This is a genomic window from Caulobacter segnis, assembly GCF_029543125.1.
Lineage (GTDB): Bacteria > Pseudomonadota > Alphaproteobacteria > Caulobacterales > Caulobacteraceae > Caulobacter > Caulobacter segnis_D.
Genome location: NZ_JARQWW010000008.1, coordinates 1 through 25,086, shown reverse-complemented (window position 1 = coordinate 25,086; position 25,086 = coordinate 1). Strand labels below are relative to the sequence as shown.

The 25,086-nt window shown below is 68.7% G+C and carries 29 protein-coding genes and 1 pseudogene; 10 read left to right on the top strand and 20 right to left on the bottom strand.

Going from position 1 to position 25,086, the window contains the following annotated elements; genetic code table 11:
- Nucleotides 1-34: 34 nt before the first annotated feature.
- On the top strand, nt 35-214 hold the full coding sequence (locus P7B02_RS18845) for a DUF1328 domain-containing protein (RefSeq protein WP_277787908.1): 180 nt from the start codon (nt 35-37) through the stop codon (nt 212-214).
- Between the two features lie 72 nt (nt 215-286).
- Here the strand turns inward: P7B02_RS18845 and P7B02_RS18840 are convergent, their stop codons facing one another.
- The 3 genes from P7B02_RS18840 to P7B02_RS18830 all read right to left on the bottom strand — a co-directional run bounded on the left by P7B02_RS18840 (nt 287) and on the right by P7B02_RS18830 (nt 3,454).
- The gene (locus P7B02_RS18840) at nt 287-1,273 is read right to left on the bottom strand and encodes a DUF3089 domain-containing protein (RefSeq protein WP_277787907.1); all 987 of its coding nucleotides are present in this window, start codon (nt 1,271-1,273) and stop codon (nt 287-289) included.
- A gap of 397 nt (nt 1,274-1,670) precedes the next feature.
- A complete protein-coding gene (locus P7B02_RS18835) occupies nt 1,671-2,630 on the bottom strand; it encodes a hypothetical protein (RefSeq protein ID WP_277787906.1) in 960 nt (319 codons plus the stop codon).
- Nucleotides 2,631-2,686: 56 nt separating this feature from the next.
- The gene (locus P7B02_RS18830; RefSeq protein ID WP_277787905.1) at nt 2,687-3,454 is read right to left on the bottom strand and encodes a M15 family metallopeptidase; all 768 of its coding nucleotides are present in this window, start codon (nt 3,452-3,454) and stop codon (nt 2,687-2,689) included.
- A gap of 214 nt (nt 3,455-3,668) precedes the next feature.
- Between P7B02_RS18830 and P7B02_RS18825 the strand changes: the two genes are divergently transcribed.
- Nucleotides 3,669-4,775, top strand: a complete 1,107-nt coding sequence (locus P7B02_RS18825; protein ID WP_277787904.1) for a L,D-transpeptidase family protein — start codon at nt 3,669-3,671, stop codon at nt 4,773-4,775.
- Between the two features lie 392 nt (nt 4,776-5,167).
- Here P7B02_RS18825 and P7B02_RS18820 read toward each other — a convergent pair whose 3' ends face one another.
- Entirely contained in the window at nt 5,168-5,536 is a 369-nt protein-coding gene (locus P7B02_RS18820; RefSeq protein WP_277787903.1) for a response regulator transcription factor, read from the bottom strand.
- Between the two features lie 193 nt (nt 5,537-5,729).
- Between P7B02_RS18820 and P7B02_RS18815 the strand changes: the two genes are divergently transcribed.
- A complete protein-coding gene (locus P7B02_RS18815) occupies nt 5,730-7,706 on the top strand; it encodes a PAS domain-containing sensor histidine kinase (RefSeq protein WP_277787902.1) in 1,977 nt (658 codons plus the stop codon).
- Between the two features lie 57 nt (nt 7,707-7,763).
- Nucleotides 7,764-8,093 (top strand): hypothetical protein, encoded by a 330-nt coding sequence (locus tag P7B02_RS18810; protein ID WP_277787901.1) that lies wholly within the window; start codon nt 7,764-7,766, stop codon nt 8,091-8,093.
- Between the two features lie 10 nt (nt 8,094-8,103).
- On the opposite strand, the gene P7B02_RS18805 is transcribed toward P7B02_RS18810, so the two are convergent.
- The 7 genes and pseudogenes from P7B02_RS18805 to P7B02_RS18780 all read right to left on the bottom strand — a co-directional run bounded on the left by P7B02_RS18805 (nt 8,104) and on the right by P7B02_RS18780 (nt 13,194).
- Nucleotides 8,104-8,241 carry a hypothetical protein gene (locus P7B02_RS18805; RefSeq protein WP_277787900.1) on the bottom strand — a complete coding sequence of 46 codons (138 nt, stop codon included), beginning with the start codon at nt 8,239-8,241 and terminating at the stop codon, nt 8,104-8,106.
- A 152-nt stretch (nt 8,242-8,393) separates the two neighbouring features.
- Complete coding sequence (locus P7B02_RS18800; RefSeq protein WP_277787899.1) at nt 8,394-8,612, bottom strand: hypothetical protein; 219 nt, start codon at nt 8,610-8,612, stop codon at nt 8,394-8,396.
- 8 nt (nt 8,613-8,620) lie between these two features.
- Nucleotides 8,621-8,725 (bottom strand): annotated as a pseudogene (locus P7B02_RS19740) (hypothetical protein); the annotation flags it as partial.
- Nucleotides 8,726-8,756: 31 nt separating this feature from the next.
- Entirely contained in the window at nt 8,757-9,206 is a 450-nt protein-coding gene (locus tag P7B02_RS18795) for a hypothetical protein (protein ID WP_277787898.1), read from the bottom strand.
- 390 nt (nt 9,207-9,596) lie between these two features.
- Nucleotides 9,597-11,750, bottom strand: a complete 2,154-nt coding sequence (gene uvrB, locus P7B02_RS18790) for an excinuclease ABC subunit UvrB (RefSeq protein ID WP_277787897.1) — start codon at nt 11,748-11,750, stop codon at nt 9,597-9,599.
- Between the two features lie 211 nt (nt 11,751-11,961).
- Entirely contained in the window at nt 11,962-12,684 is a 723-nt protein-coding gene (locus tag P7B02_RS18785) for an SDR family NAD(P)-dependent oxidoreductase (protein ID WP_277787896.1), read from the bottom strand.
- Between the two features lie 84 nt (nt 12,685-12,768).
- A complete protein-coding gene (locus P7B02_RS18780; RefSeq protein ID WP_277787895.1) occupies nt 12,769-13,194 on the bottom strand; it encodes a MarR family winged helix-turn-helix transcriptional regulator in 426 nt (141 codons plus the stop codon).
- Nucleotides 13,195-13,357: 163 nt separating this feature from the next.
- Between P7B02_RS18780 and P7B02_RS18775 the strand changes: the two genes are divergently transcribed.
- Together P7B02_RS18775 and P7B02_RS18770 are read left to right on the top strand one after the other, a co-directional pair.
- Nucleotides 13,358-13,687: a PadR family transcriptional regulator gene (locus P7B02_RS18775; protein WP_277787894.1), complete on the top strand. Its 330-nt coding sequence runs from the start codon at nt 13,358-13,360 to the stop codon at nt 13,685-13,687.
- Nucleotides 13,688-13,701: 14 nt separating this feature from the next.
- Nucleotides 13,702-14,727, top strand: coding sequence for a hypothetical protein (locus P7B02_RS18770; protein ID WP_277787893.1), 1,026 nt, complete (start codon nt 13,702-13,704; stop codon nt 14,725-14,727).
- 44 nt (nt 14,728-14,771) lie between these two features.
- Here P7B02_RS18770 and P7B02_RS18765 read toward each other — a convergent pair whose 3' ends face one another.
- Nucleotides 14,772-14,957: a hypothetical protein gene (locus tag P7B02_RS18765; RefSeq protein ID WP_277787892.1), complete on the bottom strand. Its 186-nt coding sequence runs from the start codon at nt 14,955-14,957 to the stop codon at nt 14,772-14,774.
- A 447-nt stretch (nt 14,958-15,404) separates the two neighbouring features.
- Between P7B02_RS18765 and P7B02_RS18760 the strand changes: the two genes are divergently transcribed.
- Nucleotides 15,405-16,469: a cell wall hydrolase gene (locus P7B02_RS18760; RefSeq protein ID WP_277787891.1), complete on the top strand. Its 1,065-nt coding sequence runs from the start codon at nt 15,405-15,407 to the stop codon at nt 16,467-16,469.
- Nucleotides 16,470-16,527: 58 nt separating this feature from the next.
- Nucleotides 16,528-17,055, top strand: coding sequence for a DUF1003 domain-containing protein (locus P7B02_RS18755; protein ID WP_277787890.1), 528 nt, complete (start codon nt 16,528-16,530; stop codon nt 17,053-17,055).
- On the opposite strand, the gene P7B02_RS18750 is transcribed toward P7B02_RS18755, so the two are convergent.
- From P7B02_RS18750 to P7B02_RS18740, 3 genes are read right to left on the bottom strand one after another with little or no spacing between them, the layout of a single operon-like run.
- Entirely contained in the window at nt 17,052-17,591 is a 540-nt protein-coding gene (locus tag P7B02_RS18750) for a DUF1697 domain-containing protein (protein WP_277787889.1), read from the bottom strand. The genes P7B02_RS18755 and P7B02_RS18750 overlap by 4 nt on opposite strands.
- The gene (locus P7B02_RS18745; RefSeq protein WP_277787888.1) at nt 17,588-18,277 is read right to left on the bottom strand and encodes a TMEM175 family protein; all 690 of its coding nucleotides are present in this window, start codon (nt 18,275-18,277) and stop codon (nt 17,588-17,590) included. Before P7B02_RS18745 ends, P7B02_RS18750 begins: the two co-directional genes overlap by 4 nt.
- 59 nt (nt 18,278-18,336) lie before the next feature.
- On the bottom strand, nt 18,337-19,278 hold the full coding sequence (locus P7B02_RS18740) for a GlxA family transcriptional regulator (protein ID WP_277787887.1): 942 nt from the start codon (nt 19,276-19,278) through the stop codon (nt 18,337-18,339).
- Between the two features lie 83 nt (nt 19,279-19,361).
- Between P7B02_RS18740 and P7B02_RS18735 the strand changes: the two genes are divergently transcribed.
- Complete coding sequence (locus P7B02_RS18735) at nt 19,362-20,057, top strand: DJ-1/PfpI family protein (RefSeq protein WP_277787886.1); 696 nt, start codon at nt 19,362-19,364, stop codon at nt 20,055-20,057.
- Here P7B02_RS18735 and ygiD read toward each other — a convergent pair.
- The 3 genes from ygiD to P7B02_RS18720 form a co-directional block, all read right to left on the bottom strand.
- Nucleotides 20,054-20,821 carry a 4,5-DOPA dioxygenase extradiol gene (ygiD, locus tag P7B02_RS18730; RefSeq protein ID WP_277787885.1) on the bottom strand — a complete coding sequence of 256 codons (768 nt, stop codon included), beginning with the start codon at nt 20,819-20,821 and terminating at the stop codon, nt 20,054-20,056. The genes P7B02_RS18735 and ygiD overlap by 4 nt on opposite strands.
- A 66-nt stretch (nt 20,822-20,887) precedes the next feature.
- Nucleotides 20,888-21,118: a hypothetical protein gene (locus P7B02_RS18725; RefSeq protein WP_277787884.1), complete on the bottom strand. Its 231-nt coding sequence runs from the start codon at nt 21,116-21,118 to the stop codon at nt 20,888-20,890.
- 2 nt (nt 21,119-21,120) lie between these two features.
- Complete coding sequence (locus P7B02_RS18720) at nt 21,121-21,309, bottom strand: hypothetical protein (RefSeq protein WP_277787883.1); 189 nt, start codon at nt 21,307-21,309, stop codon at nt 21,121-21,123.
- A gap of 136 nt (nt 21,310-21,445) precedes the next feature.
- Here P7B02_RS18720 and P7B02_RS18715 point away from each other — a divergent pair, with 136 nt between their 5' ends.
- On the top strand, nt 21,446-22,585 hold the full coding sequence (locus P7B02_RS18715) for an acyltransferase family protein (RefSeq protein ID WP_277787882.1): 1,140 nt from the start codon (nt 21,446-21,448) through the stop codon (nt 22,583-22,585).
- On the opposite strand, the gene nadC is transcribed toward P7B02_RS18715, so the two are convergent.
- Together nadC and P7B02_RS18705 are read right to left on the bottom strand one after the other, a co-directional pair.
- On the bottom strand, nt 22,582-23,424 hold the full coding sequence (gene nadC / locus P7B02_RS18710) for a carboxylating nicotinate-nucleotide diphosphorylase (RefSeq protein WP_277787881.1): 843 nt from the start codon (nt 23,422-23,424) through the stop codon (nt 22,582-22,584). The two genes, P7B02_RS18715 and nadC, sit on opposite strands and share 4 nt — an antisense overlap.
- Nucleotides 23,421-24,932 (bottom strand): L-aspartate oxidase, encoded by a 1,512-nt coding sequence (locus P7B02_RS18705; protein WP_277787880.1) that lies wholly within the window; start codon nt 24,930-24,932, stop codon nt 23,421-23,423. The genes nadC and P7B02_RS18705 overlap by 4 nt, the downstream gene beginning before the upstream one ends.
- Nucleotides 24,933-25,086 lie beyond the last annotated feature (154 nt).

Here is a 25,086-nt window from a genome sequence, read left to right as displayed (position 1 = left end):
CCACTTCGAAGCTTATCCACAAGGGAGTGGTTCAATGTTGAAGTGGGCTCTTATCTTCGCCGTGATCGCGCTGATCGCCGGCGCTCTTGGTTTCGGCGGCGTCGCGGGCGCGGCGGCGGGCATCGCCAAGATCCTGTTCTTCCTGTTCATCGTCGGCTTCCTGATCTTCCTGGCCCTGGGCATCTTCGCCGGAAAGAAGATCAGCGGCGGCTGAGGCAGCCAGCCCGATCCATGAAGGGGCCGCGCCGGGAGACCGGCGCGGCCTTTCTCTATTCAGCGCCCCTATTCAGCGATGGGCCCAGGCCTTGGCCTGCTCGCCGACCACCTGGACCAGATCGCCCATGGTCAGGTTCACGTCGATCAGGTGCAAGCCCCAGTCGTCCAGGGTCTTGCCGTCCGCCACCACATCGCCGGTCAGCACGTCGGTGCGCGGATCGGCCGGGTCGGCGTTGACCTTCACCGACAGGTACGACGCCCCGTCCTGCTCCACGCAGGTCCCGGTCAGCAGGCCGGGGACCGACACGAACGGCGTGTCGATCTTCTTCTCCGGCGTCACCCAGACGTTCGGCGCGGTGGTCGAGCCGTTGGTCAGATAGGAATGCAGCGGCGCCGAACCCCCGCCCAGCGCCGCCGGGTTCACGCAGGCCGCCGTCTTGCCCGGCTCCACCGCCCGGCCGAAGCGGGCGTTGAGCGGCGGGGGCGAGACCTCGCGGAACGAGACGTACGAGATGTAGCATCCCGTCTGCGACGCCGCCGTGCAGGGCGCCAGGCCGGCATAGGCCTTGTCCGCGCCGACCGGCGTGTTCATGCCCAGGATCAGGGCTGAGACGATCCGCCCCTTGGCCGGCGCCATGGCCGCCTCGTCCTTCAGCAGGTTCTGCAGCACCCGCGCACCCTGGCTGTGGCCGATCAGGACCACGCCGCGCCCGCCGTTGTCGCGCTTCAGATAGTCGGCCCAGGCGTCGCGCACGTCGTTGTAGCCGAGCTGCGGATCCATCGGGATCGGCTTGCCCATCATGTTGGAGCGCAGGCCCGCCAGAGTGATCTGGCGGTACAAGGGCGCGAAGGTCCGGCAGACCGAGGCGAAACGCGCGAACTGCTGCTCCACCACCCGCCGCTCGGCGTGGTCGATGGTCATGTCGCTGTTGCCGCCCGGATCGGTGGAGACGGTGGGATAGACGTAGAAACAGTCGATCGCCGCCTTGGGATCAGTCTTGAAATCCTCGCGCGTCAGGCCGCCGTTCGCGGCGACAATGGTGGTCGATTGATCCACCGCGCAGGCGTCGGCGCGGCCGGGACGGCACAGCCAGTTCTCATCCTTGGCGTAGTCGTTGGGCGCGGCCGCGAGGGGCGCGGAGACAGCCAGGCCCGAGGCGAAAAGCAGGGCGGCGGCAAGCGGTTCAACATACGCAATCCTCCCGTTCGAACATTTGTTTGGCGCGGAGGATGCGGCGCCGGGGAGACGGGGTCTAGCTCTATCCCCTCGCCTTTGGGGGGCTCTGAGCCTCTTCTCCTCCCCCGTGTAACGGGGGAGGGGGACCGCGAAGCGGTGGAGGGGGCGTGACTGGGCTCGGAGCTGGGCGGATGCCCCTCCGTCTCGTCGCTGCGCGCCGATCCACCTCCTCCGTACGCTCCGCTACAGAGGAGGAGAAAAACGAACGTAGCCGCCCCTACCCCCCAGCCGCCAACGCCAGCAGTTCCTCCGCCAGCGCCGGCTTGACCGGATCGAACGCCCGCGACTGCCAGTCCGGGACCAGGCGGTCCACCAGCAGGAACAGCACCAGCCCCTCGTCCTGGCTCCAGAAGCGGCCGCCTCGGCGCAGCTCGCGCACCGCCGTGCCGGTGTCGACGCCGCGGCCGCGGGTGGTCCAGGCGAAGGCGGCCCATTGGCCCAGGCCCTCCATGGTCAGGAACAGGTCGTCCAGCGGCGCCCACTTGGCGTTGTCGCCGACGAAGAACTGGGCCCGGCGCGCGCGCATCTTGGCCAGGGCCTGGCGGGTATAGGCGCGGGCCTGGGTCTCACTTCGGGCGTTCAGGGCCTGGAACAGGGCGCCCAGCTCGTCCTCATAGGCGGCCACATAGGCCTCGTCCTTGGCGAAGGCGGCCTGCAGGCTGTCGTCGGACAGGTCGTCCGGCAGGCCGTACTGCGCGGTCAGCTCCGCCAGCCGCGGGCTCACATAATAGAACTGCCGCGTATGGGTCATCTCGTGGATGAGCACGCCCTGCATCAGGCCTTCCAGCCCCAGCGCGCTGTCCACCCCGGCGCCCTGCCAGATCGAGGGCAGGGCCATGACGAAGAAGGCCTTGCGGTTCTCGTCGAACGGCGCGGCGAAGGAGGCGACGCGGGCGGGGATGGCCTGGCCGTCCGGCAGCTTCACTTGGCCGCCGTGGGCGACGCCGTTCCACGAGACGGGGCCGGCCGGTCCGGCGGTGTAGGCGCAGGTCTGGTCGAACAGCACGATGGTCGGCCGTTCTCCTGCTGAAAGCTGCAAGTCCTGGCGCGCCGTGGTGCTCCAGGCGCCGATGGCGCGGTTGGCGAAATTGGAGTCCTCCGGCGTCATCAGGCAGGCCGCCTGAGCAGCAGGCGCGGCGACGGACAGGAGAAGGGCGGCGGCGAGGTTGCGGATCATGGTCAAGCTCCTAGCCGGGAGCCTGCGGTGAGTCCGCTTAAATCCAAGCAAGGTTGCTACGGCGCCTCGCGCACATACTCCCAATGCCACGGCTCGAACGGATAGTTGCGGAAGCCGAAGCGCTCCGCATTCGCGACCAGCCAGCGGTAGGCGGGGTTGCGCGACTGGATCAGGCGGTTGGTGTCCTCGGTGGAGTCCGGCCGCACACCGCCCACATACAGGTCCATGGCTAGGCCCGTGCGGTGGGGCGAGCAGGTGGCCCGCACCACGCCGTCGCAGTTGTTGTCCCGCGCGCAGCGGGCGGCGTCATATTCGGGGCTGCGATAGCCGCTGAAGATCTGCAAATGGCGGGGATCGGCGGCCACCCCGCCGTCGCGCCTGGCCTCGGCGACCATCTGGCGATAGGCGGCCATGGCGGCGGTGCGCAGCTGGATCGCCTTGCCGCCATAGCCTTCTTCCTTGGTGGCGTCGGCCAGTTGGGCGGGCGAGGGCGGATTGGGGCAGACGCCCTTGGCGCGGACGCCCACATAGGGACGGCGCGCATGCATCTGCGCTTTCAGGGTGTCGAAGCTGGCCATGGTGAAACGTCCGTCCCCCGCCAGGCGATGGCGCTTCTGCCATTCCGCGAGCGCGGCCGCGAAGCCGGGGGAGACGGCGGGGCAGGCGGTCCCGATTTCGTGCGCCACCAGGGTCTCGTAGATCGCCCAGCCGGTCTCGGCCCGGCCGAACGGCGACCAGGCCAGGGTGGTCAGGGTGCGGGCGTTCTCGCGGGCCGCCGCCTCGAAGGCCGGGTTGCGGCAACCGTTCAGGTCTGGGGCCGCCACGAGGGCGGGTCCGGTGGCGACGGGCGTCAGCGAAGCCGCGGAAGAGCCTTGAACAGCGCCTTGAGGCTCCGTCGGCGGCGGGGATGCGGCTGACCCGGACGGGAGATTTCTCACCACCACGACGCCGATCCCAATGGCGGCCCCCACGGCCGCCGGGAGGAACCATCGCCGAATCCGCGACTTTTTCTTGCTCAGTTTCGGCAGAGGAGTCGGCATGGTGTTCGGTCGCAAAATCCTGATGGCGGGCGTCGGCGCGGTCGCTTTGGTGGCGTGTTCCGACCCTAACGCGCGAGAAAGCCAAAGCGACGCTTCGTCCGAGATGGCGAGCGGGCAATTGCCGCCTGCCGTGACCCCCGCCGCCGCGCCGACGCCGGAGGCCGGGCCGATCATCGCACCTGACGACCTCGCCGTGCAGGGCAAGGCGGTGAACGCAGCCGAGTTCGCCGCCGCGCAGAGCGACCCGATCGCCAAGCGCGACATGCTGGTCCGCGCCCAGGTGCTGCTAGACCGCGCCCGCTTCTCCCCCGGCGTGGTGGACGGGCAGGGCGGCGACAACGTCAACAAGGCCATCGCCGCCTTCCAGAAGGCCAACAGCCTGAACGTCAGCGGCCAGCTGGACGCGCAGACGTGGGAGGCCCTGACCCGCGACACCGGCGCGGCGGTCACGGCCTATGAAATCACCGACGCCGATGTGGCCGGTCCGTTCGTGGAGAAGATCCCCACCGATCTGGCCGAGCAGGCGGAGTTGAAGACCCTCGGCTACACCTCGCCGTTGGAGGCCTTGGCCGAGAAGTTCCACATGGGCGAGGGCCTCCTGCAGGCCCTGAACCCCGGCGCGGACTTCAGCAAGCCGGGAACGAAGATCGTGGTGGCGGCGGTCTCCAACGCCGACCTGCCGCGCGTCCAGAAGATCGAGGTCGACAAGGCCGGCCGCCAGGTCCGCGCCTATGACGGCGGCGGCAAGCTGGTGGCGGTCTATCCGGCCACGGTCGGCTCCAGCGAGCGTCCGGCGCCGGACGGCGAATGGGCGGTGCGGACCGTGGCGCCCGAGCCCACCTACACCTTCGACGCCAGCCGCCTGAACTTCGGCTCAAAGAAGGCGCGGGAGGCGGGAAAGCTGACCATCGCAGCGGGGCCGAACAATCCGGTGGGCGCCGCCTGGATCGACCTGACCAAGGACACCTACGGCATTCACGGCACGCCGGAGCCGGCCAAGGTGGGCAAGGTGGCCAGCAACGGCTGCGTGCGCCTGACCAACTGGGACGCCAAGGCCTTGGCGAAGGCGGTGGAGAAGGGGGCCAAGGTCAGCTTCCTCGGCTGACCGAATCCTTGCCCGATAAGGGATTGCTGAGCCCGGAAAAGACGAAGCGCCCCTAGCGAAGACCAGGAGCGCTTCTTTCTTGATCAGCGCCAGGCGTCCCCCGACACCGGCTGCTGGAAGGGGACAGTCAGGGCGTTAAGAGATCGGCGCAAGCGCCGCCGGAGCGATTGCTACCGTTTCGCATAACCCTGTGTTTCAGCGGCAACACAAAGCGCCTCAAAGAGACCTTGATCGCGCCCTTGCAGCGCCCGATCCGTCCACCATCTTAGTCAGGACGGCGAAGCCCGGTGGATGTCCCCCTCCCCCAGCCTGCCAGGCCCGCCGTCATGAGAGAGCCCGGCGCCCGCGAGACCTTCCCCCATCTCGCGGGCGCTTCTCGTTTCAGGCTGTGCTCAAGCGGCCAGGGCGGTTTCGATGCAGTCGATGAGGGCCTGGGCCTGATAGGGCTTGGGCAGGAAGCAGGCGACGCCGGCGGCGGCCGCCTTCTGGCGGGTCGCGTCGTTGGGGAAGGCGGTCATCAGAATCACCGGCGTGGCGAGCCCGCGCGCGGAAAGGGCGGTCTTCAGGTCCACGCCGCTCATGCCCGGCATCTGCACGTCGGAGACGACGCAGGCGCAGCCTGCGGCCACATCCGACTCCAGGAACGCCTCGGCCGACGCAAAGCCCCGCACGGCGTAGCCGAGCGAGCGGAGCAGGCCTTCGGTGGAGATGCGGACCGACTCGTCGTCATCGACGACCGAGATAATCAAACCCGTGGTCAAACAACTGATCCTTAAACGTCCACGGCGGAGGCGATGCGCCTTCGTCAGGGCCACAGATGCCTGTTTCCTCGCGTCCGCGAAATCATACGGAAGTTTAGAAGCCGTGGCGGAACGTCGCCTTTCGGCGGTATCGTACAAGTCGCGTCGGTTTGGAGCGTCAATCCTCCCCGCCCCGCGAACCACTGGGGACGAGATGTCGGACGGCGCCGCAGCAATCAAGACCGCAGGAGAGCTGGAGGACCTGAGGGGCCTGATCGACGCCGTCCCGGTGGTGATCGGCTTCTATGACCGCGACCACGTCTGCCGTTTCGCCAACGCCCATCACCGGTTCTTTCACGGGGCCGAGCCCGCCGCTCTGATCGGCCAGCACCTCAGTGAAATCCTGGGACCCGATCAGTACGCCGACCGCCGGCCCTATCTGGAGCAGGCCGAGCGCGGCGAGCCCCTGGCCTTCGACGCCACCGTCCTCCACCAGGACGGAAGCCTGCGCGATTGCGCCATCCATCTGGTCCCTCGGGCGGACGCGGATGGCGAGGTCGAGGGCTGCTATGTGCTGGTCTTCGACCTGGACCGCCGCACCCAGGAGGTCGGGACCCTCAAGGATCTGGTCGACCTGGCCCACGACACGATCTTCGTGCGCGACATGGACGGGGCCATCACCTTCTGGAACGCCGGGGCCGAGCGCACCTATGGCTGGAGCCGGGACGAGGCCGTGGGCCTCAACGCCCAGGGCCTGGTCCATTGCCGGTTCGAGGTGGATCAGGACGCCATCTACGAGGAGATCCTGCGCACCGGCCACTGGGAGGGGGAGGCGACCCGCACCCGCCGCGACGGGACCGAGCGGGCCGTGGCCCTGCGCTGGACCCTGCGCCGCGACGCCGCCGGCGCGCCGGTGGAGATCCTGGAGACCAGCCGCGACATCACCGCCCGCAAGGAGGCGGAGGAGCAGCTCCGGGCCAGCGAGTACCGCTACCGCAACATGTTCGCGGCCATGACCGTGTCCTTCTGGGAGCTGGATTTCAGCGGCGCCGGCAAGATGATCTACGGCCTGCGCAAGCAGGGCGTCACCGACCTGCGCCGCCACTTCGTCGAGCACCCCCAGGTGGTCCGCGAACTGATGAAGGCCAGCATCGTGCTGGACGTGAACGACAAGTCGATCCGCCAGTTCGGGGCCGACGGCCGTGACGTCCTGCTCGGCCCGGTGGACAAGTTTTGGCCCGTGGCCAGCGAGAACGTCTTCGCCGAGAGCGTCATCGCCGCCATCAGCGGCAAGGCCTATTTCGAGTCCGTCACCCGCCTGCGCCGCCTGGACGGCAGCGAGATCGACGTGCTGTTCACCGCCAGCTTCCCCCGCGAGTCGGTGGAGAAGGGCATCCTGCTGATCGGCCTGGTGGACCTCACCGACACCAAACGCGCCCAGGACGAACTGGCCCGGGTGCAGTCGGACCTCGCCCACGCGGCCCGCGTCTCGACGCTTGGCGAACTCACCGCCTCCATCGCCCACGAGGTGAACCAGCCGCTCGCCGCCATCGTCACCAGCGGCGAGGCCTCCCTGCGCTGGCTGAACCGCGCCGAGCCCGACCTGGACGAGGCCAAGGCCGCCATCAACCGCATGATCGCCGACGGCCAGCGCGCCAGCGGCATCATCGCCCGCATCCGCGCCATGTCGACCAAGGCCGCGCCGGACCAGGCCCTGCACGACCCCAACGCCCTGGTCAGCGACGCCAGCCTGCTGGTCCAGCGCGAGGTGGAGACCCACGACGTCAAGCTGATCCTCGACCTGGCCGCCGGCCTGCCGCCCGTGAAGGCCGACCTGGTCCAGGTGCAGCAGGTGGTGATGAACCTGCTGGTCAACGCCATCCAGGCCATGGCCGCCTGCGAGGCGTGTCAGGAGGTCGGCCGCCGCCTGACCGTCCGCACCCGTCCCGACGAGGACGGCGGCGTGCTGGTCGCGGTCGAAGACGCCGGCCCGGGCGTCGAGCCCGGCAAGGCGGACCAGCTGTTCAACGCCTTCTTCACCACCAAGGCCACCGGCATGGGCATGGGCCTGTCGATCTGCAAGTCGATCATCGAGGCCCACGGCGGCCACATCTGGGCGTCGAACAAGCCCACCGGCCGCGGCGCGGTGTTCGCCTTTACGCTGCCGCCGGCGGCGGAGGACGCCCTGTAGGCCACGTTCCGCCCGCGCCGGGGTGGCTTGCGGGTCTCAGGCGCGCTAACCAGACCCATGGCGCGCACCAAGCAAGTTCCCGAGCTCCAGGTCCAAATCGACGGCCGCACCTATGTGTGGCGGTTGCAGCGCCCGCCTGTCTGGTCGCGGGACGACAACGCCATGGCCGGCATGGCCCTGGCTGCGCGCGACGCCGAGGGACAGCGCGAGGTGGTGCTGGAGTTCCCGCCGGGGCCGCGCCCGCGCCTGGGCGCGCCGGTGCTGAAGGCGGAGTCGATCCCCGTGCGGCTGGTGACGACCGCCATCACCTCGGCCATCGCGGCGGGGTGGGATCCGCTGTCACGCGGCAAGCCCGTGGTCATCGTCGTGGACGCCGAGGGCCGGTAAAGGGCGGCGATCAGGCCGCCGGCGGCGGCATGAGGTTCAGCCGCTTGAGCAGCTCAAGCACCTGATGCATCCGCGACGCGCACCCGTAGAGCACCACTGAAACCCAGGCCATCCACGCCCAGGTGAGCACGAACAACGCGATCTCCATGACGCTCAGCCCCCCAGCTGAATTCAGGATGGGACCGATGTTATGTAAAATTTAGGCGACCGCATAGCGAAGCTTGCACAGATTTCGCGCATAAAGATTTCGCGCATAAGTGGTTTGCGTGGTGCGTCCGGAACAGGCGCCGCCTACACCGCCTAGCGCACGGGCCGCACCCGCGCCGCCGCGTCCTCGCGCCCGCCCGCAGGCCGCGTCGCGCGCCTCCGCATCTCCCGCACCTCAAGGATGCGCGCCGCGCAGCCATACAGCGTGACCGTCACCCACGCGGCCCAGGCCCAGCCGAGGCCGAACAACACGAACTTCATCTGCGCGCGGCCCCCGCCATTGCTCCCGAGAGGAATGGGATCGTCAGGCAAGGTCCGCCTCATAGACCGGCCGGGTTTCGATCTCGCTGGGCGGGCATGGGGTTCGGGGAACGCTTCACCCAAGCGACGGCTTCGTCCAAATCCTTGACGTCGCACAGCCAGAAGCTGGCGACCTGATCCCGGGCGGCTAGCGCCTCACCGCCGCGCCTTCGCCCGCGCCCGTTCCTTCATTGCCTCGATCTCTTCCGCCGTCGGCGGCGGGAAGATCTTGCTCTCCTCGACCCGCCGCGCGCTCGGGACCCAGCCCTTGCGGCAGTCGCCGAGGCGTTTGGCGCGGGCAACGAAGCCTGGGTCGCCGTGGCCGGCGCCGCCACTAGAAATGCTGTAGGCGCGGGCAGGGTCGCCTTCGAGGGACGCCCATAAGTACGCCGTCGGGCGATGCGGGAGCGCGGGCTTCAGCAGCGACGGATCGAGCCCCGTGCTGTCGCCGACGCAGACGAGCGTCACGGTGCGGGTGGCGACGTTCTCCGGGAACGCCGGGTGGTAGAGCGCTTCATAGGTGAGCCGCCACAGGCCCGGGCGGATGGTTCCCGCCTGGGCCGGGTCGGCGAGGGCCAGAGCGGTCAGGGCGAGAGCGAGGCGCATCCAGGCAGTTTGAAGGCGCGGGCCGGAACCTCAAGCCCTCCCCCTTGATGGGGGAGGGTTGGGTGGGGGTGATGCGGCGCTTCCGGTGAGCGTGCGGCCCGCGGCGCCACCTCCATCCCCGGCCCTTCCCCCATCCAAGGGGGAAGGGGGCTTGGTGCGTGCTTCGACTGGTTGCTGCGCTCCCGCTCAGCATGACGAAGGTCGTGGGAGGCGGAGAAGTATCTCCAGTCTCTCCCCAGTCTCCCCAATCTCTCTTCCAGCCGTCGAATTCACCGCGAAATGTCGTCGAATTCGCTCTTCGGCGTGCGCCGACAGTCCGCCTGGCGTTGGCGCGTCAGGCGGGCGTCCCGGAAGACGTCCGCACTCTGGCGCCAACCCAACAGACAAGGATCACCCGCCGAGCTGGTCCTTGGCGAACTCCAGGTCCATCAGTTTCAGGCGCTTGATCTCGTCGCGCAGGCGGGCGGCGGTTTCGAACTCCAGGTTCGAGGCGGCCTCGCGCATCTTGGCCTCCAGGTCGCGCAGGGTGGCCTTGAAGTTGTCGCCCATGAACGGCTTGGCGTCGCCCTCGGCCAGGCCGGCGGGCACCGTGACCCGGTCCTTTTCGTAGGGGCTGTTGAGGATATCCTTGATGTCGCGCTTCACGCTTTCCGGCGTGATGCCGTGTTCGGCGTTGTACGCCTCCTGCTTCTCGCGGCGGCGCGTGGTCTCGGCCATGGCGCGTTCCATGGAGCCGGTGATGCGGTCGGCATAGAGGATGACGCGGCCGTCCACGTTCCGCGCGGCGCGGCCGATGGTCTGGATCAGGCTGGTCTCGGAGCGCAGGAAGCCCTCCTTGTCGGCGTCCAGAATGGCGACCAGGCCGCACTCCGGAATGTCCAGGCCCTCGCGCAGCAGGTTGATGCCGACCAGCACGTCATAGGCCCCCAGGCGCAGGTCGCGGATGATCTCGATCCGCTCCAGGGTGTCGATGTCCGAGTGCATGTAGCGCACGCGCAGGCCCTGCTCGTGCATGTACTCGGTCAGGTCCTCGGCCATCTTCTTGGTCAGGACGGTGCAGAGGGTCCGGTACCCCTTGGCGTTGGTCTGGCGGATCTGGTCGATGACGTCGTCCACCTGACTGAAGCCGCCGGTGGAGACCGGGCGCACCTCGACCGGGGGGTCGATCAGGCCGGTGGGGCGGATCACCTGCTCGGCGAAGACGCCGCCGGCCTTCTCCATCTCCCACGGGCCCGGCGTGGCCGAGACATGCAGGGTCTGGGGCCGCATGGCCTCCCACTCCTCGAACTTGAGGGGGCGGTTGTCCATGGCGCTGGGCAGGCGGAATCCGTACTCGGCCAGGGTGGTCTTGCGGCTGCGGTCGCCCTTGTACATGGCGCCGATCTGCGGAACCGTGACGTGGCTCTCGTCGATGAACAGCATGGCGTTGTCGGGGATGTATTCAAAGAAGGTCGGCGGCGGCTCGCCGGCCTTTCGCCCCGTCAGATAGCGGCTGTAGTTCTCGATCCCGGCGCAGGAGCCGGTGGTCTCCATCATCTCCAGATCGAAGGTGGTGCGCTGCTCCAGGCGCTGGGCCTCCAGCAGCTTGCCGTTGGCCACCAGCCAGTCCAGGCGCTCCTTCAGCTCCGCCTTGATGGAGACGATGGCCTGCTTCAGCGTCGGGCGCGGCGTGACGTAGTGGCTGTTGGCGTAGATCTTCACCGCCGGCAGGTCGGCGACCTTCTTGCCGGTCAGCGGATCGAACTCGCTGATCGACTCCACCTCGTCCCCGAAAAAGCTGACGCGCCAGGCGCGGTCCTCGTAGTGGGCGGGGAAGATCTCCAGCGTGTCCCCGCGCTTACGAAAGGACCCGCGCTCGAACGCCGCGTCATTGCGCTTGTACTGTTGCGCCACCAGGTCGGCGAGGAGCTGCTTCTCGTTGACCGTCTGCCCGACCTCCAGGCTGAAGGTCATGGCGGTGTAGGTCTCCACCGAGCCGATGCCGTAGATGCAGCTGACCGAGGCCACGACGATGACGTCGTCGCGCTCCAGGATCGCCCGGGTGGCCGAGTGGCGCATCCGGTCGATCTGCTCGTTGATCGAGCTGTCCTTCTCGATGTAGGTGTCGGTCCGGGGGACGTAGGCTTCCGGCTGATAATAGTCGTAGTACGAGACGAAATACTCGACCGCGTTGTCCGGGAAGAAGCTCTTGAACTCCGAGTACAACTGCGCGGCCAGCGTCTTGTTATGCGCCAGGATCAGGGCGGGGCGCTGGGTCTCCTCGATGATCTTGGCCATCGTGAACGTCTTGCCCGAGCCGGTGACGCCCAGCAGCACCTGGTCGTGCTCGCGCTCCTTCAGTCCCGCGACCAGCTCGCGGATAGCCGTCGGCTGATCCCCGGCGGGTTCGTACTCCGACGCGAGCCTGAACCGCTTTCCGCCCTCGGACTTTTCCGGCCGCTGTGGGCGGTGCGGCGTCCACAGCATCGGCATCACCTCGGCGGCGACATCGTGGACGAAGGAAGCGGAGGCGTCGTTGACGCCGGACGTCGGGGCGGGAGGCATGGCGAGAAGGTAGGTTCTCCACCCGCCGAACGCCAGCGTGGCTGCTGACGGAGAGTGTCAGCAGCTGGCGGGAGGTGTCAGCAACGATAACCCCTCTCCCTCAATGGGAGAGGGGCAGGGGTGAGGGTGGCTGTTGAATCTCAGCCGCGACATCGTCCGAAGCCGCATCACCCTCATCCCCGACCCTTCTCCCATCAGGGGAGAAGGGGGCTTAGTGCGCCCCGCCGCCCAGCATCATCGCCTGGAATTCCTTCGGGTCCGCCGTGAACCCCGCCAGGGCGTTCTTGGTCAGGACGCCCGGATAGACCTCGTCCGTCCCGTTCTCCAGGGCGTCTAGGGTCTCGGACACCACTTCCTGCGGCGTCAGGCGCGGTTCGGGCAGGCCCTTGCCCATGTCGGTCTCCACCTGCACCGGCAGGACGGCGACCACGGTGACCCCGTGCGGCGCCAGCTCGGCGCGCAGGGCGGTGTTCAGCAGCAAGCCGGCGGCCTTGGAGGCGGAGTAGGTGACAGCCCCGCGCGCCGCGACCTTGGACAGCATGGACAGGACGTTCACCAGCCCGCCCTTCGACGCCCTGAGAGCGGGGGCGAAGGCCTGGGTCAGGGCGAGGGGCGCCAGATAGTTGACCTCCACCTCCTTACGCGCGGCGTCGACCACGTCGTCGCGCAGCAGCTCGCCGCCGAAGATCACCCCGGCGTTGTTTATCAGCAGGGTGACGTCCGGGGCGGCCTTGGCGGCGGCGGCCACCTGGGCCGGGTTGGCTACGTCGAGGGCCAGGGGGACGACGCGCGCGTCGTCGAAGTTCAGCGAGGCGACGTCGCGGGCGGCCGCGTAGACCTTGGCCGCGCCTCGGGCGAGCAGGCCCTCAACATAGGCGCGGCCGATCCCGCGGTTGGCGCCGGTGACGAGGGCGATGGAGCCTTGGATCTGCATTGTGTCTCTCCAGTGGAGCTCTGTAAGTGTATATGCACAATATGATGCGCAAGGACGACCGCGGCGGCTTGTAAGGAAGCGACGTCAGATGTGCTGGGTCAGCTTCAGAAGCTGGCGGCGCAGGTTTTCCGCCTCAGTCAGGCCCACACGTCCCTCGAATTCGTCCTGCGCCTCGCGCCACAGGGGCAGGGCGGCTTTCAGCCGTTCGCGGCCTTCGGCGGTCAGGGCCAGGATCAGCTGGCGCGAGCCCTTGCCCTTGGGCGTGGCGACCACCAAACCGTCCCGCTGCAGCGGCTGAAGCGTCCGGACCAGGGTGGTGCGGTCGGTGACGAGCAGGCGGGCCAGCTCGGCCATGGTCAGGCCGTCGCCCTCCAACTGCGCCAGCAGGCTGAACTGCGGCCCGGTCAGACCCACGGGCGCCAGATGCTTCTCGTACAGCTGCGAGACATAGCGCGTGGCCTGGCGAAGGGCGAAGGCGTTGCAGGTGTTGAGGCGCTGAGGCTTGACCATGGCCCCCACATGGCCGTGCGCATGCACAACGTCAAGATGACGCTGTTATTTGAAATGTGGGTAAGTGCGGCGGGGTTGGGGAGGGGGCTTGTAGATGAATATACTGTGTGACATACAGTGTGTGTCACACACCATGTGATGCACACCATTTGGCGCACACCTTATGCCGAACGAGACGGATATCTTTGAAACCCTCCGCCAGGAGCTGCGTCGGGGGAGCCTGATCCTGGCCGTTCTCGCCCAGCTCCAGGAGGAACGGTACGGCTACACCCTGCGTCGGGCGCTATCCGACGTGGGCGTCGATATCGACGAAGGGGCGCTCTATCCCATGCTCCGCCGCCTGGAGGGCCAGGGCCTGCTGACCAGCGAGTGGCGCGAGGAGGACAAGCGCAAGAAGCGTTTCTATCGCCTGTCGCCCGAGGGCGTCGGCGTGCTGGCCCGCCTGGCCGTCGAATGGCGGGCCATGAACTCATCTCTCGACAAGCTGCTCTAGGAAGGGGGACCAAGATGGACCTGCTCGAGCGTTACCTTGGGGCGGTGGCCGCCCTCCTGCCCAGCGCCCAGCGCGACGACATCACCGCGGAGCTCCGCGATCTGCTGCTGAACCGCATCGAGGAAAAGGAGGCCGAACTGGGCCGCCCGCTCACCAACGCCGAGCAAGAGGCGATCATCCAGGCCAACGGCCACCCGCTGGTGGTCGCTGGCCGCTACGGCTCGCAAGGGCCTCTGATCGGGCCCGCCGTCTATCCGCTCTATATGCAGGCGCTGAAGGTCTCGCTGGCCATCGGGGCGCTGGTGACGGTGATCCTCACCGTGATCGCGCTGTTCAATCAACCGAACCAGAGCCGGGTGATCATTCAGGGCGTCCACAATTATGTCAGCCTCACGATCACCGTGGTGGGCTTGTTGACCATCGCCGGCTGGCTCGTGGAGCGCGGGGTGGTGAAGCTGAACTTCTTGGACAACTGGAAGCCTTCGCGGCTGCCGCCCGTGGCGCCCGAGCTTCCGCCTCTGCCGGGACTGCCGATCCTGAACAGCTTGGGTTCCATCGGCTCGGCCCCGGCGGGTGCTCCAAAGGTGCGCGCCAAGTCGCGGTTCGAAAGCGTGTTCGAGCTTGTGGTGACCCTGTGGGTGTTGGCCTGGTGGTTGGGTTTCACACCCCTTCCGTTCGGCGAGCTCGGGAAGGGGGTGAGCCTGATTCCGTCGCCGATCTGGGCGTCCATGCATTGGCCGATCGCGGGGCTGCTGGTTGTGCAGATCGCCGTATGCTTGGCCGACCTATTGTTGGCGGCGGCGGTGCGGGTGCGCGCGGGCCTGGCTCTGGCGAGCCATCTGATGATCCTGGCCGTGGTCTGGGTGCTCTGGAACGCGCGGCCGCTATTCCACGTGGATGTCGCCGGTCACGTGGACGCGGCGTCGCGGACCGGTTTGATGGCCAGCATCTATGTAGGCGTCGATATCGCCCTGGCGGTCACGGCGGTCATCGCCATGGTCAGTGCCGGCCGCGAGATCTGGCGGTTGGCGAGAAGCTGAGGAACGGGGCGGCGTCGTGAACTCGCCGCCCCGTTTTCTCGGAGCTATTCCTTGTCGACGCCCTTGCTGACCACCGTGCCCACGGCCGCGCCGGCGACGGCGCCGACGGGGCCGGCCACGACGGCGCCGGTGGCAGCCCCCGTTGCAGCGCGTTGTTCGACGTTATGGCCGCAGGCGGCCAGCGCGAAGGTTGCGGCGGAAGCGGCAAGAACCGCTGCGAGCTTAACCATTTGAACCCTCCAGAAGCTGTGTCGGCGTATCAACGGCGACGCTTGAAAGGGGTTCCAAAGTCGATTTTCCGGTTCCCCGCGTCCGGGAAAAATCTTTTTTGCAGCAACGCTTAACAGGGCATCTTGCAGTCGCCGGCGAAGCGACTCATGGTCCCGCCAGCGGAGCGTGCTTGCGAATCCGGGCGGATTTCGCCATAAGACGATTTCACGACTTGGAGCTGGGCTGACGTGAACCGGCCCGCTCCGCCTCGTCAGGGCTAAGCGTTACAAAGGTTAACGGCTCTGACGCGGCGTACGACAGAGGGCGCATCCTGCCCTTGCCGCATAGGACACGATCTTTTGTCTCTTAAGACCCAGACACGCGCGGACGCGCGTGCGCTGTTTGGCGCTGCGTTGATTGGAACGGCCGTTGGCCTGATCCTCGGCGGCGCCTACCTGGCGGGGGGCATGGCCCAGACCGCCACGCAGCATGCACGCTCCACCCGCCTGGCCGCAGCCGCGGCCGAAGGGTTCTCCGAAACGGCCCTCAAGGAGGCCGTTCTGCGGATGGACGCCGGCGCTCAATCCGTCGCCCGCCGCCATGATCCGTTCACCGTCGCCGGCGACGCCGCGCGGGACCGGCAGTCTTCCATTCTGGCCGCGCGTCTAGAGCGCAAGGCTCAGGCCGCGGGTTCCAACCTCGACCGCAACTTCGTGCTCCGCGCCAGTATCGGCGGGGGCTTCAATCCCGCCGCCGAGCCGTTCCGTCTGGCCGGTGCGCTGGATCAGGCCCGCGAGCTGGAATGCCTGTCTCAGGCTGTCTATTACGAAGCGCGCGGCGAAGGCCCGCGCGGCCAGCAGGCGGTGGCCCAGGTGGTCCTGAACCGCGTGCGCCATTCGGCTTTCCCCAAAACGGTCTGCGGCGTCGTCTTCCAGCGCGCCAGCGCACGCGGCGGATGCCAGTTCAGCTTCGCCTGCGACGGCTCCATGCGTCGCGGCCGCGAGGGCGGAGCCTGGAACCGCGCCGAGAAGATCGCCGCCCGCGCCCTGTCCGGCGCTGTGATGGCTGAAGTCGGCTCGGCCACGCACTTCCACACCACGGCGGTGGCGCCGAACTGGGGCCCGCGCATGATGCGCGTCGCTCAGGTCGGCCTGCACGTCTTCTACAAGTTCAACGGCCGCGCGCGTCCCGCCACCTATATGGATCGCCCGCAGGTGACCCTGGCCAAGGCCACGGATGTCGCCCCGACCGTTCTGGCCAGCCTGGCGCCCGCGCCGGCGGTTTCGAACCTGCCGCAGGGCGGGCTCTACATGGCGGGCTCCGCTCTCGCCAACGATCACGCTGAAGCCGCGGTCCTGACCGCCGGCCCCGCCGTGGAAGGTGTGAAGGTCGTGCCGGCGGCGGCAAAGACCCTGCCGATCGCGGCCAAGGCGCCCGCGCCCGTCGCCGAAAAGCCGGCGAAGGCAGCTGCCCCTACGGTTGAGAAGGTGGCCGAGGCCGCCATCAACACCAGCGCCGCCTCCGAAGACTAGACGCCGATTGCTTCCCCTGGCGGGTGGTGTCCAATGACGCACCCGCCAGGAGGCTTGCATGACCGACAACGTCCGAGACCGTCTCTCCCGCGAACTGCTGGGCATGCCCTATGCCGAGCTGTCGCCGCTGAAGTGCAGCGTCATCGACCTGATCGCGGATGAAGCGCCGACGCGCCTTGTCCAGAGCAAGCCCGCCTTCTGGGATGGTCTGGCCGACAAGGTGGCGGCGATCGGCGGGTCGTGGGGCTTCATCTTCGGCTTCGCGGCGGCGCTGATCCTCTGGATGGGCGCCAACCTGCTGCTGAAGCCGCTGGGGCACGCCTTCGACCCCTATCCTTTCATCTTCCTCAACCTGATCCTGTCGACCCTGGCGGCGATCCAGGCGCCGATCATCATGATGAGCCAGAACCGCCAGGCCGAACGTGACCGGGTGGCGGCCGAGCACGACTACGTGGTCAACCTGCGGGCGGAGCTGGAGATCCTGCGTCTGCACGACCGGCTGGACGCCCTGCGTGCCGAGGAACTGGCCGGAATGGTTGAGCGGGTGGAGGCGAAGGTGGAGCGGCTGGGCGGGAAGACAGCTTAAGCTGTCACCGCGTCGCGGAGCTTGAGCACCGTGTTCCAGTTACGGGCGGTGGTCACGGCGCCGATCCGCTTGTCCAGCGGCTTGTCCATCAAGGTCGACTGGCTCATGCCGCCCGGAAAGCTGGCGTAGATCGTCCGGCCGTCAAGGTGGAAGCTCTCCGGCCCCTCGTGCGACGCCAGGGCGGCTTTCAGCGCCCCGGGATCGAGCGGCGCCTTCATGAAGAAGGCCTGGAAGTAACTGGGATGCGTCTGGGCGAAGTCCGGCATGGGGTTGGCGTCGATGATCGCGGCCCACTCCGCGGGCGTGCGGACCATCACCAGGATGTCGCGGCCGGTCTGGGCCTTGAGTGCGGCCTCCAGCTTGCGCTCCAGCTCACTCGGGGTTCCGGGGGCGCTGAACACCATGTTGCCGCTCTGAAGCAGGGTTTTGACATCGGTGAAGCCGACGCTGGCGGCCAGGGCGCGCAGGTCGGCCATGGAGAGCAGGCCCCGGCCGCCGACATTGATCCCGCGCAGCAGGGCGATATGACGGCTCATGCCTCGGCTCCGGCGGGGGGCTGGATCGGCTTTTGGCGCGAGGCCAGGAGCCACACCGCCAGGGGAATGACCCCATAGATCGAGCCAGGCAGCCACGGGGCGGCGCTGATCGGCACGAAGGCGGCGGCCAGAATCGACAGCAAGCCGATCACCGCGATCATCGTCCAGATGCGCACGGTCAGGCGGGCTTCAACCCGGCCGGTCTCGGTGATGTCCGGCGCGCGCAGGGCGGCGGCGAAAAGGCCGGCGAACAGGGCGGCCAACAGGCCGAAGCCCAAGCCATAGACCATGTACAGCGTCCGCAGGTCGGCGAAGCTGGCGATCAGGCCCCGGCCGGGCAGGCGCTTGCCGAAGACGAAGTGCAGCGTGCTCTCGGCCAGCAGGCGCAGCGGGAAGACGTAGATCAGCATCACGAAGACGATGCCGAGGCTGAATCCGGTCGCCCATCCGTCGCGACGGGCGGTGATGCGGCCGAAGGCGCGATGCTGCATCCAGAACAGGATGATCAGGGCGAAGCTGGCTGCGAAGGCCGGGATGCGGCCCAGGGCCAGGGCCAGGTCGGCCATGGTGGCCGGCGGCAGCCCCCCGGTGATGATCAGAAGGGTGAGGGCAAAGGCGAAGGCCGCGTCCACGAAGGCGTCCAGCCGTTTGGCCGCGTCGGCCTCGGTCTTCTCGGTTCCCAGCATGACGTATCCTCCCCCTGGTGACGGACCTTAGCCGGACCGCGTTCGCTGGAAAGGGATTTTCAGGCGCGGGCGAGGCGACGCAGGGACTGGGGCGGCTGGCCGAAGGCGCGGATGAAGGCGCGGCGCATGCGTTCCGGATCGCCGAAGCCGGTCTCCAGCGCCACGTCCTCCACCTGCAGCGGGGCGGAGTCGAGCAGGGCGCGGGCGGCCTCCACGCGCAGGCGTTCGATCGCCTTGGCCGGCGTGGCGCCGACGACGGCGGCGAAGCTGCGGGCGAAGTGGCGCGGGCTCATGGCGGCCTGGTCGGCGAGCTGCTCCACCGAAAGGGGCTCGGTCAGGTTCTCGCGCGCCCAGGCCAGCAGGGTGTCGAACCGGCCGCCGCCCTTGAGGCTCTGCAAGGCCGAGAACTGCGACTGGCCGCCCGGGCGGCGGTGATAGACCACTAGCTCCTGCGCCGTCTGGCGGGCGACCTCCTCGCCCAAGTCGGCGGCGATGATGGCCAGGGCCAGGTCGATGCCGGCGGTGATGCCGGCGCTGGTCCAGATCGGGCCGTCCTGCACGAAGATGCGGTCGGGCAGCAGCTTCACGTTCGGGAAGCGCTTCTGGAAGTCCGGCGTGCGCCGCCAGTGGGTGGTGGCCCGACGGCCGTCCAGCAGGCCGGCGGCGGCCAGGACATAGGCGCCGGAGCAGATGCTGGCGATGCGCGGCCCGGCGGCGGCGCAGGCCCGAACATAGTCCAGGGTGCTGGCGCAGATGGAGGGTGAGCGCGTTCCCTCGCCGCCGGCGATGAAGAGGGTGTCCAGCCGGCCCACGTCCTCGAAGCTGTCGGAGGCCATCATCACCCCGGAGGACGAGGGGATCAGGCCGCCGTCCCGGGAGACCATCTTCAGGCTGTAGGCGTCCGGCACGAAGCGCGAGGCGATCTCGAAAGCAGCCACGGGCCCCCCAGCGTCGAGGATCTGGAAGTTCGGGAAGATGAGGAAGCCGAGCCGTCGGGTCATGACCGTATCCGAGGGAACTACGTCATTTAAGCCAGACGGTAGGTGAGGGACGATAGGGCGTCAAACCCCAGCAGGAAGTTCCCATGCCCCTGTCCGAGACCCGCATCGTGTTCGCGATCTTTCCGGGAGTCACGCACCTGGACTTCACGGGGCCGCATCAGGTGCTCAGCCGCCTGCCGGGCGTGCAGATCCATGTGGCGTCGCTCGATGGACAACCGGTGGAAGCCGAAGGGCTGACCTTCGCCAATCTGGATCGGTTGGGCGATATCGAGGCCTGCGATGTGCTGTGCGTACCCGGCGGCTTTGGGGTGACGGACGCCATGCTGAACGACGCCTTCCTGGACGAGATCAAGCGCCTGGCCTGGGGCGCAACATACGTGACCTCGGTCTGCACCGGATCGCTGGTCCTGGCGGCGGCGGGTCTGCTGACCGGGAAGAAGGCCGGATGCCATTGGGCGTGGCGGGATCAGCTCGCTCTGTTCGGGTCGATCCCGACGGCGGAGCGGGTGGTTCGCGACGGCCGCTTCATCACCGGCGGCGGCGTGACGGCGGGCATCGACTTCGGCCTGACCATGATCGCGGAGATCGCCGGCGAGGGCGTGGCCCAGGCGGTGCAGCTGGGCGTGGAATACGACCCGCACCCGCCCTTCGACAGCGGCTCGCCCGAAAAGGCGCCGGAGAAGGTGCTGGCGCGGGTGCGGGCGATCTATGACGACGGCATGGCGGAGCGCCGCGCGGCTGCGGAGAAGGCGGCGGCGCGGTTGATGGCGTCGGCTTAGCCCACCTTCACGCTCGTCATGGAGATCGCCGCGAAGACGTCGTCGTTGAAGAACGAGACGGGGTCGCCGGGCTGCTGCGCGCCGAGGACGTAAAGCAGGGGCAGGTAGTGTTCCGCACTGTTGATCGACGCCAGGGCGTCCTCGCCCAGGCTGGCGTAGTCGATCAGCGGGCCGTGGTCGCCGGCTTCGATCAGGCGCTTGGCGGTCTCGTTGAAGCGGTCGGCCCACGGCGGGGCCTCCGGCTTGCGGAAGTCGGCGGCGCGCAGGTTGTGGACGATGTCGCCGCTGCCGACGATCAGCACGCCCTCATCGCGAAGCGGTGCGAGGCGGCGGGCTAACTCGTAGTGTTCCTGCGGCGTGCGGCAGCGGTCAAGGCTGAGCTGCACGACCGGGATGTCGGCCTTGGGATAGGCGGCGATCAGCACGCCCCAGTTTCCATGGTCGAAGCCGCGTTGGGCATCGAAGACCACCGGCTCCGGCGACAAAAGCTCGGCCACGCGGGCGGCCAGGGCCGGATCGCCAGGCGCTGGATAGCGCACGTCGAACAGCGCCTGCGGGAAGCCGAAAAAGTCATGGATGGTGTGCGGCGCGGTTCCGGAGGTGACGCCGATGCCGCGCGTCTCCCAATGAGCGGAGATCATCAGGATCGCCTTGGGGCGCGGAAGCTCTTTGCCGATCTTCGCCCAGCCGCGCGACCAGGCGTTGTCCTCGATGGCGTTCATCGGCGAACCGTGGCCGAGGAAGAGAACGGGCATGCGGGACATGGGTGGTCGATCCATCTGATACTGGTGCAGTAACAGATGGGCTCTTCGCTCATGCCCCGCAAGACGTCAGGGCTTGGCCCGTTCCGTCGAGTTCTCCTCGAAGTCGCTCTTGGCCTCGGGATTGCGCGCATGGTGGATGTCGCGCTCCCCGCCACCGCCGGAGACGTGGCTGTGGCGCGTATTGGTCGGCTCGCCCGGCGCGCGGGGATCGACCTTGGGCGGCTGGGGCTTGGAGGCGTCCTCGTGGCTCGCGCCCGGGCCGCCCCACCGCTCGGTGTTGGGGTGTTTGTCCGGCATGATCAGCGGTCCTGGGTGCTGAGGTGGGCCGTGGTGTTCTGACGGGTGTTGGCCGTCTGGCCCTGCTGATCGGGGTTCACGCCGCTGCGCTCTGCCGCGCTGTCGTGCGGAGCCTTGGCGTCGCGGAGCTGGGGCTCGTCACCGCCGGCCACGCTGCGTTGTTCCGGCGGGATGGGGGGCTGCTTGGACATCTTGCCTCTCCTTGTGGTGTGAACAGGTAACCGATGGGGGCGAGGGGCTGTTCCAAGCCTGACAAGGACGTTCCATATCCGCCACACCCGGGCCGCCGCGACGTCTGGACTGTTTCGTCACGGGGCGACCTGTGCCATGGACGGGCTCGTGAATGCGTCCCCCGCCAGCGTCCCAAAGGTCTCCCCCGCCGTCCGCGGCGGTGCGCTGGACGCCCTGCGTTTTCTCGCCGCTCTGCTGATCGTCCTCTACCACTTCGGGTCGGAAGGTCCGTGGAAGCTGTGGCGGGTGCATCCGGTGTTCGCGCGGGGGTTTCTGGCCACCGACTTCTTCCTGTTGCTGTCTGGCTATGTCCTGGGCCGCGCCTATGGTCCGCAGGTGCTGGCCGGGCGGGTGACGGCGGTGCGCTTCTGGCTGCGGCGGGTCATGCGGGTGTGGCCGGCTCACGCCATCGTGCTGATCGTCCTGGCCGCCACGGTGGCGGTGTTCAACTGGACAGGCACCGACGCCCATAGCCCGACCCGCTTCATGTGGAACGACCTGCCGCTGCAGTTCTTTCTGGTCCACGCCTGGCATCTGTTCGACGGCGGCGATGGCTGGAACCTGCCGAGTTGGTCCCTGTCGGCCCTGATCGTCTGCTACGCGGCCTTCCCGTTCCTGTGGCGGGGCGTGGCCAGCGTGCGCTGGGCGTTCCTCCTGCCCGCGATCGGCCTGGCCGGGGTGCTGGCCTTCAACGCTCTGGCCTGGCGGCTGTGGAGCCGGCCGCTCTACGATCTCCCGTTCAATGACGGCCTGTTCCGTGCGGCGCCGCTGTTCGCCCTGGGCGCCTGCCTGGCGCGCGCGGTGGAGCTGGGCTGGCCGTCGATCCCGATGGCCCGCGCCCTGCTGTGGGGCGGCTCGGCGATCCTGGTCTTGCTTCAGCTCTTCGGCCGCTTCGACTTCCCGTCGATCCTGTGCATCGCAGCCATCGTGCTGGGCGCCGGCCGCCTGCCGGTGACCAAGCCGTCCCAGATGATCGAGGAGGCGGCCAAGCTGTCCTTCGCCCTGTTCATCACCCACACCTTCACCGGCTTCCTGTGGTTCACGGCCCAGCACGCGGCTGTGCGGGCCATGCCGATCTGGCTCGGCGTTCAGTGGGCGCTGTGGTGGCTGGCCTTCCCGGCGGCCATGTACGTGGCATGGCTGTTCCACAAGTACGTGGACCAGCCGCTGCAGGACCGTCTCGCGCCGTGGCTGCGGGGCAAGCCGAAAGCCCCGAAGGACCCGACGCCGATCTAGGCGTCCAGGCCGATATCCAACACTGGCGCCGAGTGGGTCAGGGCGCCGACGCTGATCACGTCCACACCCGTAAGGGCGATGTCGCGCGCCGTAGACAGGTTCACCCCGCCCGAGGCTTCGAGCACCGCGCGGCCGGCGGTCTGAGCGACGGCGGCGCGCAGGTCGACGAGGCTGAAGTTGTCGAGCATGACCACGTCCGGGCCGTGGGCCAGGGCGTCTTCCAGTTGGTCGAGGCGGTCGATCTCCACCTCCACCTTCATCAGATGCCCGGCGAAGGCGCGGGCGCGGCGGACGGCCTCGCCCACGGAGCCGCAGGCGGCCACGTGGTTGTCCTTGATCAGAATGGCGTCGTCGAGGCCGAAGCGGTGGTTGATCCCGCCGCCGCAGCGCACGGCGTACTTCTCCAGGGCCCGCAGGCCCGGAGTGGTCTTGCGGGTGTCGACGATGCGCGCCTTGGTCCCGCTGATCGCCGCCACATAGATCGAGGTCAGAGTAGCGACGCCGGACAGGCGGCACAGCAGGTTCAGCGCTGTCCGCTCGGCCGACAGCAGGGCGCGGGCGTTGCTCTCCACACGCGCCAGGACCGTCCCCGCCTTGGCGCTCGCCCCATCCTCGACCAGCGGCGTGAAGGTCGCGGTCGGGTCCATGGCCAGGACCGCCAGGCGGGCGCAGGCGAGGCCGCTGATCACCCCGTCCTTGCGCAGGCCGAAGGTGGCGGTCAGGCGCGCGTCGGCGTCGACGGTGGCCATGGCGGTGACGTCGCCGGCCCGGCCAAGGTCCTCGGCCAGGGCGGCGCGGACGACGGGCTCGATCAGGACGTCGGGAAGGGTGGGGATCATTCAGCGGCGATCAGGCTGCGGGCGGAGACGCCCTCGATGACGGTGCGGCGCGGTTCGGCGGCCAGCGGGAAGTCGGCGCGGAAGTGGCCGCCCCGGCTTTCCTGGCGCGCCAGTGCGGCGGTGGCGACGAGGCGGGCGGCGACCAGGGAGGGCGCGGCGCCGTGGGCTTCCTCCAAGGCGTTGATCAGACCGCAAAGGCGGCTCACGCCTTCGGCCTCCCGGACCACGCCGGCGTCCTGGGTCATGGCCGTGCGGAGGCGGTTGAGCGCCGTCGTCGGCAGGCCCGGCGTCGCGGCGGCCGGGTCTATCGCCGTGTTCAACAGAGCCTCATCCCGCGCGGCTTCACCAGCCCGTGCGCCGAAGACTGCGGCCTCCAGCAGCGAGTTGGAGGCCAGGCGGTTGGCGCCATGAACGCCGGTGCAGGCGGCTTCGCCGGCCGCGAACAGGCCAGGCAGGGAGGCGCGGCCGTCCAGGTCTGTCCACACGCCGCCCATGTGGTAGTGCGCGGCGGGGGCGACAGGGATCAGCTCGCGGCGCGGGTCGATCCCGCCGGCGCGGCAGGCCTCGAACACCGCCGGGAACTCTTGCGGAAACTTCGGACCCACCGCCTCGATGGCGTTGAGGAAGGTCATGCGGCCGTCGGCGCGTTCGGCGTGCAGGCCCCGGGCGACCACATCGCGCGGCGCCAGGTCGCCGCGCGGGTCGTAGCGCGTCATGAACGGCTCGCCGAACACATCGACCAGGAAGGCGCCTTCACCGCGCAATGCTTCGGTGGCCAGGGGGGCGGGATCGGCGCCGATGTCGATGGCCGTCGGGTGGAACTGCACGAACTCCGGATCGGCGATGCGGGCGCCGGCCAGCGCCGCCAGACCCAGACCCTCGCCACGCACGGCGCGCGGGTTGGTCGTCACGGCGTAGAGGCCGCCCAGCCCGCCGGTGGCGAGGACTACGGCGGCGGCGCGGATTTCGACCAAGGCGCCGGCGTGTTCGACCAGAGCCCCGCGCACCCGGCCGCTGGCGTCTTGCAGCAGGGCGACGGCGCGGGCGTTCTCGCGGATTTCGATGTGGGCGGCGGTCCGGGCGGCGGCGATCACCGCGGCCATGATCGCCCGGCCCGCGCCGTCGCCGCCGACGCGTGCGACCCGGGCGCGGCCGTGAGCGGCCTCCAGGCTCTGGGCGAAGCCGCCGTCAGCCGTGCGGTCGAAAGGCGCGCCGAGGGCGGCCAGGCGGCGGACGGCTTCCGGTCCCTCGCGGGTCAGCAAGGCCACGGCGTCGGGATCGCACAGGCCAGCGCCGGCGGCCAGGGTGTCGGCGGCGTGCTGCTCCGGCGTGTCGCCCTCGGACAGGGCCGCAGCCATGCCGCCCTGAGCCCAAGCCGAGGAGCAGCCCTCGTTCAGGAGCGAGGCGCTGAGCACCAGCGTCTGGCGCGGCGCAGCCGACAGGGCGGCGGTCAGGCCGGCCAGCCCCGCGCCCAGGATCAGCGGGCCGTCGATGGTGATGCGGTCCATGGGGACCTCCTCAAAACCAATCCTCCCCCTCAGGGGGAGGGGAACCGCGAAGCGGTGGAGGGGGCGGCGCCCCCCCGCCAACGGGGGCCCACCCCCGGCGGGGGGGGGGTTATTGGTTTCCTATAAGCTCCACCAACACACAGGGGGGCGCCGG